The organism is Rhodoferax sp. OV413, assembly GCF_900104385.1.
Lineage (GTDB): Bacteria > Pseudomonadota > Gammaproteobacteria > Burkholderiales > Burkholderiaceae_C > Rhodoferax_B.
In genome coordinates this window covers 254047-267764 of the sequence record NZ_FNJA01000004.1, presented here as the reverse complement: position 1 = coordinate 267764, position 13718 = coordinate 254047, and the positions used below count along the sequence as shown (strand labels likewise).

Genomic DNA, 13718 nt, shown 5'->3' with positions numbered 1-13718 from the left:
CTATTTTTTATATAGCATTCTGATTTTTAAGGATTTGAGCCATCGCTACTGAATTTCGTGACCGCCGTCACCGCGAAGAACGCAAACACCGTCTTAACCGTGAAATCATGGCGCCGGAAGTTCGACTTTCCGGTCCTGAAAACGAGCCCCTGGGCATCGTCAGCCTGATGGAAGCTTTGCGCTTGGCGGGTGAGTACGATGTGGACTTGGTTGAAATTGTTGCCACGGCGAATCCGCCGGTCTGTCGTTTGATGGATTACGGCAAGTTCAAATACCAGGAACAGAAGAAAGCGGCGGACGCGAAGTCGAAGCAAACGGTCATCGAGATCAAGGAAATCAAATTCCGTCCCGGTACCGATGATGGCGACTACAACATCAAGATGCGCAATATCAAGCGCTTCCTGGCCGATGGCGACAAGTGCAAGATCACTTTGCGTTTTCGGGGGCGAGAAATCACCCACCAGGAAATCGGTATGGCCTTATTGCAACGTATCCGCAATGACTTGCAGGATCTGATCATCGTCGAGCAGTTTCCCAAGTTGGAAGGCCGCCAAATGATCATGATGATCGCGCCGGGCAAGAAAAAGCCGGTGTCCAGCAAGCCTGCTGCAGAAGCAGCGCCTGCGCCAGTACCAGCAGCGGCATCGTAAGAATTTCAAGCTGCAGATTCCGGTCTGTGGTTTGTCAAGGTAAGGGAGTTCAATCTTCTCTACCTAAAACAGTGGCTAAAACCATTGTTTTGAAAGTGGACGGCGCAAGCCGACCACTAAAAGTGGCAAGTGAAAACTCGCCACTAAGAAGTGGCTCGGGGCCAACAAGTCTGGGATCGGTTCCCAGCGCCTCACGAGCACAATGTATAGGAGCATTTAAATGCCCAAAATGAAGACCAAGAGCGCGGCCAAGAAACGGTTCCGCGTTCGTCCAGGTGGCACCGTCAAGCGCGGTCACGCCTTCAAACGTCACATCTTGACCAAGAAGACCACCAAAAATAAACGCCAATTGCGTGGTACTGCAACCGTGCATGAGACCAATATGGGTCACATGGCACAGATGCTGCCAGGCCGTGGCATTTAATTTAACGACGAACAAGGAGTAAATACATGCCTCGCGTCAAACGTGGTGTAACGGCTCGCGCCCGCCACAAAAAAGTTCTCGCCCTTGCAAAAGGTTTCCGCGGTCGCCGCGGTAATGTTTACCGCATCGCCAAAGAAGCGGTAATGAAGGCTGGGCAATATGCCTACCGTGACCGTCGGACCCGCAAGCGGGTGTTCCGTCAGCTGTGGATTGCCCGTATCAACGCCGCTGCGCGTGAATGCGGTCTGACCTACAGCCAGTTCGCCAATGGCCTGAAGAAGGCTGCCATCGAGATCGACCGCAAAGTGCTGTCCGATATCGCTGTGCACGACAAGGCGGCATTTGCCAGCATCGTGGAGCAAGTCAAGGCCCGTTTGGCTGCTTGAATCCCACGCTAGTTTGCTATTCTTTGAATAGCATTCTGTGCAAGTAAACTAAGGGCTAGAGCTTGAAAAAGCACTAGCCCTTTGTCATTTACAAGAGATGTTATGAACGAGTTGGACGATATTGTCAGTGCGGCCCAAACCAGTTTTCTCGGCGCAGCCACGCCCGCCGATCTGGAGAATGCCAAGGCCCAGTTTCTCGGTAAATCCGGCCGCATCACCGAGCTGATGAAGGGCATGGGGGCTCTGAGCGTAGAAGAAAAAAAATCACGCGGTGCCTCCATCAATCTGGCCAAGCAGGCCATCGAAGCTGCTCTGACGGCACGCCGCAAAGCTCTGGCCGATGCCGAGCTGGACCTGCAACTTAAAGCCGAAGCCTTAGACGTGAGCCTGCCAGGCCGCCAGCGCGGGCAGGGCGGTCTGCACCCAGTGTCGCTGACGCTGGAGCGCATCGAAGCCATTTTCGGCTCCATGGGCTTTGAAGTCGCCCAAGGCCCTGAGATCGAATCCGACTGGTTTAATTTCACCGCACTGAACACGCCCGAAGACCATCCGGCGCGTTCCATGCACGATACCTTTTACGTGGAAGGCGGCACGGCCACCGCGCCGAACCTGTTGCGCACCCACACCAGCCCGATGCAGATCCGCCATGCGGTCACGCATGTGAAGAAGCACCGTGCCGCCATCGACGCAGGCCAGGTGATGCCCGAGATCCGCGTGATCGCGCCCGGTCGCACCTATCGCGTCGACAGCGATGCCACGCATTCGCCGATGTTCCACCAGTGCGAAGGCCTGTGGATCGGCGAGAACGTCAGCTTCAAAGACCTGAAAGTGGTCTTCACCGACTTCTGCCGCACCTTTTTTGAGTCGAACGACCTGGTGCTGCGCTTCCGCCCCAGCTTCTTTCCGTTCACCGAGCCCAGCGCCGAGATCGACATCCAGTTTCAGAGCGGTCCGCTGTCGGGCCGTTGGCTGGAAGTGGCCGGCTCCGGCCAGGTGCACCCTAACGTGGTGCGCAATATGGGCCTGGACCCCGAGAAATACATCGGCTTTGCCTTCGGCATGGGCCCCGACCGTCTGACCATGCTGCGCTACGGCGTGAACGACTTGCGACTGTTCTTTGATGGCGATATCCGCTTTCTCAGCCAGTTTCAATAAACCTTCAGCAGAACTAGACCATGCAATTTCCTGAATCCTGGTTGCGCGCTTTCTGCAACCCCGACCTGACCACCGAGCAACTGGCCGAAACCCTAACCATGGCCGGGCTGGAAGTCGAAGAACTGAAGCCGGTGGCGCCGCCGTTCACCGGTATCGTCGTCGGTGAAATCAAGACCGCCGAGCAGCATCCGAATGCCGATCGCCTGCGCGTCTGCTCCGTCGATGTGGGCCAGGCCGAGCTGCTGAACATCGTCTGCGGCGCGCCGAATGCCCGTGTCGGCATCCGTGTGCCTTGCGCCACGGTGGGTGCCGAATTGCCCCCCGGCGAAGACGGCAAACCCTTCCTGATCAAGGTCGGCAAGCTGCGTGGCGTGGAAAGCCAGGGCATGCTGTGCTCGGCCCGCGAACTCAAGCTGTCCGAAGACCATGGTGGCCTGCTGGAGCTGGCCGCCGATGCGCCGCTGGGCCAGAACATCCGTGAACACCTGGCGCTGGACGACACCTTGTTCACCCTCAAGCTCACGCCGAATCTGGCGCATTGCCTGAGCGTCTATGGCGTGGCCCGTGAAGTCGCCGCACTGACTGGTGCGCCATTGCTGCAGCCTGAGTTTCCTGCGGCTGCAGTGAAGAACGCCGACCGCTTGCCGGTGAAGATCAGCGCGCCCGATCTGTGTGGCCGCTTCTCCGGCCGCGTGGTGCGCAAGGTGAATCCCAAAGCCAAGACGCCGCAGTGGATGGTCGATCGCCTAGCGCGTTGCGGCCAACGCAGTGTGACGGCCTTGGTAGACATCTCGAACTACGTGATGTTCGAGCTGGGCCGTCCTTCACACATCTTCGACCTGGATAAGATCCACGGCGGACTCGATGTGCGCTGGGGCCAGCCGGGCGAGCAGCTCAAGCTGCTGAACGGCAATACCGTCACCGTCGATGAAAAAGTCGGCGTGATTGCCGATGACCAGCAAGTCGAATCCCTGGCCGGCATCATGGGCGGCGACGCTACGGCCGTGTCGGATGACACAGTCAACATTTATGCCGAAGCCGCCTTCTGGTGGCCCAAGTCGATCGCCGGCCGTTCGCGCCGCTACAACTTCTCTACCGACGCTGGCCATCGTTTCGAGCGCGGTGTGGATGCGAGTCAGACGGTCGAGCATCTGGAGCGCATCACTCAGTTGATTCTGGACATCTGTGGCGGCGAAGCCGGCCCGATGGACGACGTGCAGGTGAATCTGCCGCAAGCCCAGCCGGTGACCCTGCGGGTCGCGCGCGCCGCCAAGGTCATCGGCATGCCGTTGACGCAAGCACAGTGTGCCGATGCGTTGAAGCGGCTGGGTCTGCCGGTGGTGGAAGGCGATGGCGTGCTGACTGTGACGCCGCCGTCTTACCGCTTCGATCTGACCATCGAAGAAGATCTGATCGAAGAAGTGGTGCGCATGGTGGGCTACAACCAGCTGCCGACCACGCCGCCGCTGGCGCCCATCACCGCCAAGATCCGCACCGAATCGCAGCGCAGCCCATTTGCCGTGCGCCGCGCGCTGGCTGGGCTGGGCTACCAGGAAACCATCAACTTCAGCTTTGTCGAAGAGCGCTGGGAGAAGGAGTTGGCGGGTAACCCCAATCCTATCCAGTTGCTGAATCCGATTGCAAGCCAAATGAGCGTCATGCGCTCGTCCTTGCTGGGCTCCTTGCTACAGGTTTTGAAGTTCAATCTAGACCGTAAGGCCAGCCGTGTGCGTGTCTTCGAGCTGGGCCGCGTGTTCCTGCGCGATGCCAATGCAGTGAACTCCGACACCACCGTCGCCGGCTTTGACCAGCCTATGCGCGTCGCGGGCATCAGCTTTGGTGCGGCCGACCGTCTGCAATGGGGCCGTAGCGAGCAGGGCGCCGACTTCTTTGACATGAAGGGCGATGTAGAGGCGCTGCTGGCGCCGCTGCAGGCCCAGTTCGAGCCTGCCGAGCATCCTGCCCTGCACCCCGGCCGTTGCGCACGGGTGCTGGTGAACGGACAGGCGATCGGCTTCATTGGTGAACTGCACCCGCAGTGGCGCCAAGGCTACGAGCTGGCGCAGGCGCCGATGCTGTTCGAGCTGGACCTGGACGCTGTGCTGCAACGGCCTGTACCGGTGTTCGCGCCGGTGGCCAAGTTCCAGGCGGTCGAGCGTGACATTGCGGTGATCGTTGCCGAGGCGGTGACCCATGCGGCCTTGCTGGCGGCTGCGCAAGCGGCGCAGACCGATGGTTTGCTGCGCGACACTCTGGTGTTTGACATCTACCGCCCCAAGCCCACGCCCAAAGGCGCGGAAGCCCAACCGGTGGCGGCTGGTGGCTTGGCGCAGGGTGAAAAGAGTGTGGCATTGCGCCTGACGCTGAACAGCGCAGAGGCAACGCTGACCGATTCGCAGATCGAAGCCTCGGTGCAAGCCGTGCTGGCGCAACTGGTTGCGCAATGCGGCGCCCGTTTACGTGCCTGAGAGTAACGCCTTGACTTCATACGACACACTGGAGAAAGCCGTGGAAATTGCGGTGGAAAGCCTGGAAACCCCGGCCCTGACCAAGGCGCAGCTGGCCGATTTGCTGTTCGAGCAAATCGGCTTGAACAAGCGCGAGTCCAAGGACATGGTGGATGCATTTTTCGATCTGGTGAGCACCAGCCTGGTGGAAGGCACGGACGTCAAAATCTCCGGTTTCGGTAATTTCCAGATCCGTGTCAAGGCGCCACGGCCAGGGCGTAATCCGCGTACCGGCGAAGCGATTCCTATCGAGGCGCGCCGTGTTGTTACCTTCCACGCCAGCCACAAGCTGAAAGAACAGATACAGGGTTGATTGGCCTGCTGGACGCCGCACCGAGCGCCGCAAATTTCATGCATCAGGATGAAATTTATCGCAGCACAGACTCCGATGCGATGAAGTAATGTTCCGTCCACGGGCGACATGCGGTAACCTCGCGGTTTGCTTTCGCATCTCTTCGAACCACATTGATTCTCATGGGAAATTCCCTCCCCTATATTCCCGCCAAGCGCTACTTCACCATCGGTGAAGTAGCCGAGCTGTGTGGCGTCAAGCCGCACGTCTTACGGTACTGGGAGCAGGAATTCACCCAGCTGCGCCCGATGAAACGGCGGGGCAATCGCCGCTATTACCAGCACCACGAGGTGCTGATGATTCGCCGTATCCGCGACCTGCTGTACGACCAGGGCTTCACCATCAGTGGCGCCCGCAACAAGCTGCAAGAGCTGGTGCAGGGCGAGCGCGACAAGCGGCGCAATGGCGAGGTGTTGCTGGACGGCATGGAGTCGATTGGCGACGACGATTTGTCTTTCGACCGCCTGGAAGACGTGGTGGTGCTGGACTCCGAGGATGCGACCTCTGCGCACCTGCAATCCGTGCGCAGAGAATTATTCGAAATTCGTGATCTGCTGTCAGAAGTGCTCTAAGCCCAGGCTATAATACAAGGCTTGATCGGTGTGTGGCGCAGCCTGGTAGCGCACTTGCATGGGGTGCAAGGGGTCGAAGGTTCGAATCCTTTCACACCGACCATTACAAATTAGAAAGCCTCTAAGAATTCAGTTCTTAGAGGCTTTTTTCTTGGGCGATCCGGTCCGCTCGGTCCGCTACTTGTTGGGATGCTGCCATGGAAAACGCAACTGCGTATCTGCGAACCCGTGATTTCTTGACCCGGTTTTGGCCGGCTCCGGTGCGGGTCGGGGCGCTTGAGCGCTGGCGGGCTGTTGCGGGCGCGTTGATTGGCATCTTGCTGACGGCGTTGGTCAGCCGCTGGCGGGTAGGGGCTGGCGGTGCTGGGCTGTGGTTGGTTGCTCCCATGGGCGCCAGCGCGGTGCTGGTGTTTGCGGTACCGGGTAGTCCACTCGCCCAGCCTTGGGCGGTGGTTGGCGGCAATACGCTTTCCGCATTGGTGGGCATAGCCTGTGCCGTGTTGGTGGCCGATCCGGTATGGGCTGCGGCACTGGCTGTGGGCTTGGCCATTGCGCTGATGTTTGGCCTGCGCTGCCTGCATCCGCCCGGTGGCGCTACGGCGCTGCTGATGGTGCTGGGCCATACCACCAGTTTTCAATTCGCTGTTTCTCCGGTTTTTTTCAACTCGGTGCTATTGGTGCTGGCGGGTGTGCTCTACAACAGCCTGACCGGCCGCCGTTATCCGCATGCCCAGCATGCGACCACAGCGCCTCAGCCTGCGGCACGGTTTACTGCTGCCGATCTGGACGTGGCAATGGCGCACTACAACCAGGTGCTCGACGTCAGCCGGGATGATCTGGAACAGCTGCTGCAGTACGCCGAGCTGGCAGCCTACCAGCGCAATCTGGGGGAACTGCGCTGTGCCGACATCATGTCGCGCGAGCCCTTGACGGTGGAGTTTGGTACCCCACTGAACGAAGCATGGGCCCTGCTGCAGGCCCGGCGCATCAAGGCTTTGCCGGTGGTCGACCGCGCCAGGCGCATTGTCGGCATCGTCACGGTAGCCGACTTCATGCAGCAACTGGACCTGCAGGACCACCAGGGGATAGTCGGGCGCTTGCGGGCTTTTGTGCGGCCGATCGGATCATCCCATTCGGAGCGGCCGGAAGTGGTGGGGCAGATCATGACCCGCCAAGTCCGCGTGGCGAGCGAGTCGCGGCATGCGATTGAACTGGTGCCGCTTTTCTCAGAGGGTGGTCACCACCACATTCCCATCATTGACGATGAAAAGCGCCTCACCGGCATCATCACCCAGTCTGACTTCGTACGGGCTTTATACCGAGCGGTCAAACCAGGCTAGCCGGTCGGCACCTCGTTTGCTCTTCAGCCGCGCAGGTTCTGGTTGAAGAATGCCAGCGTGCGGTCCCAGGCCAGCTTGGCCGCTGCGGCGTCGAAGCGGGGCGTGGTGTCGTTGTTGAAGCCGTGCTGGGTGGCGGGGTACTTGTAGGCCGTGTAGCGCACGCCGGCGGCCTTGAGCGCGGCTTCGTAGCCCGGCCAGGCGGCGTTGATGCGCTCGTCCACTTCGGCAAAGTGCACTAGCAACGGGGCTTTGACCTTGACTGCCTCTGTAGGTGCGGGCTGGTTGCCGTAGAACGGTACGGCAGCGCCCAGGTCGGGCAGGCGGGTGGAGAGCATGTGGGCGACGCCTCCGCCATAGCAGAAGCCAACGACACCTATCTTCCCGTTGCCAGCAGGATGCGCTTTCAAGAAGCCGGCGGCAGCGACGAAATCTTCCGTAGTTTTGGTTTGGTCGAGCTTGGCGAACAGTTCGCGGGCTTTCTCTTCATCGCCAGGGTAGCCGCCCAGTGGGCTCAATGCGTCGGGAGCGAAGGCTACAAAGTTGTCCAGCGCCAGGCGACGGGCGATGTCTTCGATGTGCGGGTTCAATCCGCGGTTTTCGTGCACCACCAGAATGGCCGGCAAGGGGCCGGTGGCATTCGCAGGGCGGGCCAGATAGCCCTTGACGGTGCCGGAGCCATTCGGAGATGGGTAGGACAGGGTTTCCGTCTTGATGCGTGGGTCGGTTGGGGCGACTTGCTGGGCGGCGGCAAAGTTGGGGCTTAGCGCGCCGAGCAGCATGGTGGCGGTGACGCCGCCAACGGCAAATTTTTGCGCCCGTTCCAGAAAACCGCGCCGGTCCAGAGCGCCGTGCACGTATGCGTCAAATAGGATCAGGAGTTCTTGGTCGAAATCTTGGGCGGTTTTACGCTGCATGGCGGATCTCCAAATAGATTGATGGGGATGTATGCAGCGCCGGGCTAGCGGCTTGGGCCGGTGGTTCAGACGCTGCGCAAATCGTGCTGCAGCATATCGGCCAGAGGTATTTCCGCAAAGCCCGTTGCTTGCTGCGGGTTAATCGCAGCGCCGGCCTGTGCGGGTTTAAGGCTTGTCGGAAACGTCGTCGGTAGGGGCTACGCGGCGGGCGCCATCGAAGCGGCGCTGCCAGTAGGCCGCACGCATGTCTTCTACGCGGACCGAGGCACCAGTGCGCGGCGCGTGGATGAATTTGCCGTCACCCACATAGATGCCGACATGGCTGAAGGCGCGCTTCATGGTGTTGAAGAACACCAGATCGCCAGGGCGCAAGTCATTTTTGTCGATATGGTCGGTGGCTGCGGCTTGCTCATTGGCACGGCGGGGCAGCACCAGACCAATGGTTTTTTCAAACGTGGCGCGTACAAAGCCGCTGCAGTCAAAACCGGTATCTTCGGAATTTCCACCGCGCTTGTAGGGCACGCCCAGGAAGCCCATGGCGTTCACCACCAGGTCGGATGCCCGGCTGCTGACGTTTTGGCGTACCTGTTGGAACTGGTCAATGGTGTGGGTCAGCAGGCCTTTTTCGGCCAGTAACTTGTCCATTTCTTCGTTGGAGCCGGGCTGCGGGGCTGCGTGTGCAGTTGCGCATACAAGAGATAAAACAACGAGCCATTTATGCATCGGGCGTAGGTTAGAGACTGCCGCCCCATAAGTCAAGCCGTCGAACTAGCGTAAGTGCTTGATTTGTAATGAACTTCACCAAGTTTTTTGTAAATTCCCCGGTTACAAGGAAATTTACCCGGCTGGTGAAGCTGGCACGGATGGCGGTGCCGGCGTGAATATGGCGTCGGTGGCGCCACGTTGTTGAAACACTGGCGCTTTGTTCGCTGGGGGTGATCCGCCCCGGCACCGACATGTAAATGAATGTAGTCCTCTGCCACCAAACTGCAATCGGGAGACGCGCAGCGCCTGCCAACTATGTCCGGTAATGGCCGCACATTTTTAAAGTTGCTGCGCTGCACCGGATCTGAGTGACTTGAGATGTTTAAGTAATAAACAACCAAAAATTCATTCGTTCCAGTTTTGACAGTTCGCTTCCAGAATCCATCCCATCACCTTTCTGGACTACCTACTACACCTATGTTGACCCGCCGCCGCCTTTCTCAAGCCCTCGCTGTTTTTGCTGTCTCCGCCGCAGGTCTTTCCGCCCACGCCCAGGCTCCCGCGCCTGTCACTCTGCTCAACGTGTCCTATGACCCGACCCGTGAGTTCTACAAGGACTTCAACGCCGCCTTTGCCAAAGACTGGCTGGCCAAGAACAAACAAGAAGTCAGCATCAAGCAATCGCACGGCGGCTCTGGCAAGCAGGCACGCTCGGTAATCGACGGTCTGGAGGCCGACGTGGTTACGCTGGCTCTGGCGTATGACGTGGACGCGCTGAACGAGTTCGGCAAGCTGATCCCTGCCGACTGGCAAAAGCGCCTGCCGCAAAACGCCTCGCCCTACACCAGCACCATCGTGTTCCTGGTGCGCAGGGGTAACCCCAAGAAGATCAGCGACTGGAGCGACCTGGTGCGCCCCGGCGTCGGTATCGTCACGCCCAACCCCAAGACATCGGGCGGTGCGCGCTGGAACTACCTCGCTGCCTGGGGCTTCGCCGTCAAGAAGAATGGCGCCGACGAAGCCCATGCACGTGACTTCGTAAAAGCGCTCTACAGCAATGCCGTCACGCTGGATTCCGGCGCCCGCGGTGCCACCACCAGCTTCACCGAGCGTGGCCAAGGCGACGTGCTGATCGCCTGGGAGAACGAGGCTTATCTGGCGCTGCAGGAATTCGGTAAGGACAAGTTCGAGATCGTCACCCCCAGCCTGTCTATCCTGGCCGAGCCACCTGTGAGCGTGGTCGACAAGGTGGTCGACAAGCGCGGTACCCGCAAGATTGCCGAAGCCTATCTGCAGTACCTGTACAGCCCTGTCGGCCAAGACCTGGCTGGCAAGAACTTCTACCGCCCGCGCGACAAAGCCGCACAGGCCAAGTACGCCAAGCAGTTCGGCACGGTGAACCTGTTCACCATCGACGAGCTGTTCGGCGGCTGGACCAAGGCGCAGAAGACCCACTTCGCCGAAGGCGGCGTGTTCGACCAGATCTACAGCAAGAAGTAATTGCCCGCTCAGCCCAACGCCGCACTGTGCCCCATTGGGGGGCGGGCGTTGGGCCCATAGGTAGACACACATAAAAAAATGCACCAGGGAGTCTTTGAATGTCCATCCTCTTAATTGCTGGCAGTCCGTCCGAGCGCTCGCGTTCTGCCGCTTTGCTGGATGCCACGCAGCAGCACCTGGAGGCGCGTGGCGCCCTGGTCGAGCGGGTGCTGATACGCGACCTGTCGCCCCAGGCCCTGGTGCTGGCCGATGTAGCCCACCCCAGCATCGCGCAGGCGGTGGCCAAGGTGGCGCGGGCCCGGGCGATTGTGGTGGCCACGCCGATCTACAAGGCTGCCTACAGCGGCGTGCTCAAGCTGTTCTTGGACCTGCTGCCGCAAACTGCCTTCAAAGGCAAAACCGTGTTGCCGCTGGCTACCGGCGGCAGCCCGCACCACATGCTGGCGCTTGACTACGCGCTGCGGCCCGTGCTGCAAGCCCTGTCGGCCGACCACATCCTGCCCGGCGTTTTCGCCATAGACGGCCAGGTCGTGCTGCTGCCGCCCGATGCGCACCAGCTGGATGCCGATCTGGCCCAGCGCCTGTACCGCGCGGTCGATCTGCTGCCGCTAGCGCAGGGCTTGGGCAAGCCGGTCGTACAGGCAAGTACCGCTTTTGCGCCTGTGCATTTCTCGCTGGTGCGATGTAGCGTTTAACGCCACCGGCCGCTTATTCCTTCTTCCAATTTTTCATGCTGCGCAGCGGCAGGGCAGAGCTTTGCCTGCGCAGTGTCCAAGGACTTCCAAATGCATCCATCTAATTTGATTTCCCGCCGCCAGGTACTGGCCGCCGCCGCACTGGCTGTCCCTGCGTTCCAGGCCTTCGGACAGGCGCCGCGCACCCTGCGCATTGGCAACCAAAAGGGCGTGCTGAGCTTCTTGAAAGCCCGCGGTACCCTGGAGAAACGCCTGGCTCCGCTGGGTGTCAACGTGACGTGGACCGAGTTCAACGCCGGCCCGGTGCAGCTGGAAGCGTTGAACGTAGGCTCCATCGACTTCGGCGACGTGGGAGAGGCCCCGCCGATATTTGCCCAGGCTGCCGGTGCGCCGCTGGTCTATGTTGCCGCCACCGTGCCGCTGGTTGCTAGTGAGGCAATCATCGTCCCCAAGGGTTCTACCGTGCAGAAGCTGGCTGACCTGAAGGGTAAGAAAGTGGCCTACAACAAGGGCTCGAACGTGCAGTTCTTCCTGGCCAAGCTGCTGGAGAAAAACGGCCTGGCCTACAGCGACGTGCAGCACGTTCACCTGGCACCCGCCGATGCGCGTGCCGCCTTTGTACAGGGCTCGGTGGATGCCTGGGTGATCTGGGATCCATTTTTGGCCGCTGCACAAAAGACGCTGGATGCACGCCTGCTGGCCGATGCCACCGGTGTGGTCAACAACCGCGGTTACTACTTCAGCTCGCGCAGCTTTGCCGATAAGAACGCAGACATCCTGCGCATTGCGGTGGAGGAGGTGACCGCTATCGACAAATGGTTCGGAACCGACCGCGCCGCCGCCGCAGCCGAGTACGCCGCGATCCTGGGGCTCGACCGCAGCGTGGCCGAGTTGACTTTGCAGCGCCGCCCCATCGGCACGGTGCCCGTTACCAAAGCCATCCTGGCCGAGCAGCAGCAGATTGCCGACACCTTCTTTGAGCTGAAGCTGCTGCCCAAGAAGATCAACATCCTGGACGCCGCCCTGGCCGGTGCGGCCTGAGGTGCGGGCCGTGGCGACGCGCAGCCCCGCCGCAGACACGCAGCAACGTACGCAGCAGAACGTGCAACAGAACGCGCTGCGCCTGCTGGTGACCTCGGCAGTGAGTTGGGGGCTCTTCAGCCCTCCGGCGCAGGATTTACCAGCGCTGGTAGCTACTAAATTAGTAGCAAATGGCCTGTTCCGTCCCTGGGGCGTGGCGCCAAGTCGCCATCTCCGTTGTGTGTCCACCCGTAGCAACCACTGGGCCGATGCCCGCCGTTAACTTTCACGTCCACGATTTTTGGAGTTGTTTGCAATGCAAGTTTTCTGGTTCATCCCCATCCACGGCGACAGTCGCTACCTGGGCACCAGCGAGGGTGCGCGCGAAGTCAATTTCGACTACCTGAAGCAAGTCGCCCAGGCGGCCGACAGCATGGGTTACGAGGGCGTGTTGATCCCCACCGGCCGCTCGTGCGAAGACCCCTGGGTGGTGGCGTCGGCGCTGCTGCCGGTGACCCAGCGTTTGAAGTTCCTGGTCGCCGTGCGCCCCGGCCTGCACCAGCCCAGCCTGGCCGCGCGCATGGCCGCCACCTTTGACCGCCTGTCCGGCGGACGTCTGCTGATCAACCTGGTGACCGGTGGCGACCAGGCCGAGCTGGAGGGCGACGGCGTCTATCTGGACCACGCGCAGCGCTACGAACAGTCGGCCGAGTTCATCCGCATCTGGCGCGAAATTCTGGCGCGCAGCCACGACGGTGAGAGCTTTGACTTTGGGGGCCAGTACCTCAGCGTCACCGGCGCCAAGCTGCTCTATCCACCGCTGCAAAAGCCGTATCCGCCGGTGTACTTCGGCGGCTCGTCCGACGCGGCGCACGACCTGGCGGCCGAGCAGGTCGACACCTATCTGACCTGGGGCGAACCGCCCGCTGAAGTGGCCAAGAAGGTCGCCGATGTGCGCGCCCGCGCCGCCAAACACGGCCGCAGCGTCAAGTTTGGCATCCGCCTGCACGTCATAGTCCGCGAGACCGATGCCGAGGCCTGGGCCGCAGCCGACAGCCTGATCAGCAAGCTCGACGACGACACCGTGATCCGCGCCCAGGCGGCGTTTGCGCGCATGGATTCGCAGGGCCAGCGCCGCATGGCTGCGCTGCATGCGGGTGGCAAGAAGCGCACGCGTGCCGATCTGGAAATCAGCCCGAATCTGTGGGCCGGCGTAGGCCTGGTGCGCGGCGGTGCCGGCACGGCCCTGGTCGGCGACCCGCAGACCGTGGCCGCGCGCATGCAGGAGTACGCGGACCTGGGTCTGGACACTTTCGTGCTGTCCGGCTACCCGCATCTGGAAGAGGCTTACCGCTTCGCCGAGCTGGTGTTCCCGCTGCTGCCGCGCAGCGTGCAGGACAAGCTCAAGCTACCCGGCCAACAGTTGACCGGGCCGTTTGGCGAAGTGGTCGGCAACAACTATCTACCCAAGGCCTCGCAAAGCTGAAAAGGAAGAAAC

At 60.8% G+C, this 13718-nt stretch carries 14 protein-coding genes and 1 tRNA gene; 13 read left to right on the top strand and 2 right to left on the bottom strand.

Going from position 1 to position 13718, the window contains the following annotated elements:
- The first annotated feature begins 41 nt into the window (after positions 1-41).
- The 9 genes from infC to BLT66_RS15760 all read left to right on the top strand — a co-directional run bounded on the left by infC (position 42) and on the right by BLT66_RS15760 (position 7386).
- Positions 42-650, top strand: coding sequence for a translation initiation factor IF-3 (gene infC, locus BLT66_RS15800; RefSeq protein ID WP_092758778.1), 609 nt, complete (start codon positions 42-44; stop codon positions 648-650).
- A 220-nt stretch (positions 651-870) separates the two neighbouring features.
- On the top strand, positions 871-1074 hold the full coding sequence (gene rpmI, locus BLT66_RS15795; RefSeq protein WP_092758776.1) for a 50S ribosomal protein L35: 204 nt from the start codon (positions 871-873) through the stop codon (positions 1072-1074).
- 26 nt (positions 1075-1100) lie between these two features.
- The gene (gene rplT / locus BLT66_RS15790; protein ID WP_092758774.1) at positions 1101-1460 is read left to right on the top strand and encodes a 50S ribosomal protein L20; all 360 of its coding nucleotides are present in this window, start codon (positions 1101-1103) and stop codon (positions 1458-1460) included.
- Between the two features lie 102 nt (positions 1461-1562).
- Entirely contained in the window at positions 1563-2615 is a 1053-nt protein-coding gene (pheS, locus tag BLT66_RS15785) for a phenylalanine--tRNA ligase subunit alpha (RefSeq protein WP_092758772.1), read from the top strand.
- A gap of 20 nt (positions 2616-2635) precedes the next feature.
- On the top strand, positions 2636-5083 hold the full coding sequence (gene pheT / locus BLT66_RS15780) for a phenylalanine--tRNA ligase subunit beta (RefSeq protein ID WP_092758770.1): 2448 nt from the start codon (positions 2636-2638) through the stop codon (positions 5081-5083).
- A 40-nt stretch (positions 5084-5123) separates the two neighbouring features.
- Positions 5124-5435 carry an integration host factor subunit alpha gene (locus BLT66_RS15775; protein WP_176955070.1) on the top strand — a complete coding sequence of 104 codons (312 nt, stop codon included), beginning with the start codon at positions 5124-5126 and terminating at the stop codon, positions 5433-5435.
- Between the two features lie 161 nt (positions 5436-5596).
- Entirely contained in the window at positions 5597-6046 is a 450-nt protein-coding gene (locus BLT66_RS15770; protein ID WP_092758768.1) for a MerR family transcriptional regulator, read from the top strand.
- A 26-nt stretch (positions 6047-6072) separates the two neighbouring features.
- Positions 6073-6149 (top strand) — tRNA-Pro (locus BLT66_RS15765).
- A 94-nt stretch (positions 6150-6243) separates the two neighbouring features.
- The gene (locus BLT66_RS15760) at positions 6244-7386 is read left to right on the top strand and encodes an HPP family protein (protein WP_092758766.1); all 1143 of its coding nucleotides are present in this window, start codon (positions 6244-6246) and stop codon (positions 7384-7386) included.
- A 23-nt stretch (positions 7387-7409) separates the two neighbouring features.
- Here BLT66_RS15760 and BLT66_RS15755 read toward each other — a convergent pair whose 3' ends face one another.
- Positions 7410-8300, bottom strand: a complete 891-nt coding sequence (locus BLT66_RS15755) for a dienelactone hydrolase family protein (RefSeq protein ID WP_092758764.1) — start codon at positions 8298-8300, stop codon at positions 7410-7412.
- Between the two features lie 165 nt (positions 8301-8465).
- A complete protein-coding gene (locus BLT66_RS15750; protein WP_092758762.1) occupies positions 8466-9023 on the bottom strand; it encodes a C40 family peptidase in 558 nt (185 codons plus the stop codon).
- 459 nt (positions 9024-9482) lie between these two features.
- Here BLT66_RS15750 and BLT66_RS15745 point away from each other — a divergent pair, with 459 nt between their 5' ends.
- The 4 genes from BLT66_RS15745 to ssuD all read left to right on the top strand — a co-directional run bounded on the left by BLT66_RS15745 (position 9483) and on the right by ssuD (position 13706).
- Positions 9483-10505, top strand: a complete 1023-nt coding sequence (locus BLT66_RS15745; protein ID WP_092758761.1) for a sulfate ABC transporter substrate-binding protein — start codon at positions 9483-9485, stop codon at positions 10503-10505.
- Positions 10506-10603: 98 nt separating this feature from the next.
- The gene (gene ssuE, locus BLT66_RS15740; protein ID WP_092758760.1) at positions 10604-11200 is read left to right on the top strand and encodes an NADPH-dependent FMN reductase; all 597 of its coding nucleotides are present in this window, start codon (positions 10604-10606) and stop codon (positions 11198-11200) included.
- Between the two features lie 90 nt (positions 11201-11290).
- Positions 11291-12241: a sulfonate ABC transporter substrate-binding protein gene (locus BLT66_RS15735; RefSeq protein WP_092758759.1), complete on the top strand. Its 951-nt coding sequence runs from the start codon at positions 11291-11293 to the stop codon at positions 12239-12241.
- Between the two features lie 295 nt (positions 12242-12536).
- Positions 12537-13706, top strand: coding sequence for an FMNH2-dependent alkanesulfonate monooxygenase (ssuD, locus tag BLT66_RS15730; RefSeq protein WP_092758757.1), 1170 nt, complete (start codon positions 12537-12539; stop codon positions 13704-13706).
- Positions 13707-13718: the final 12 nt, after the last annotated feature.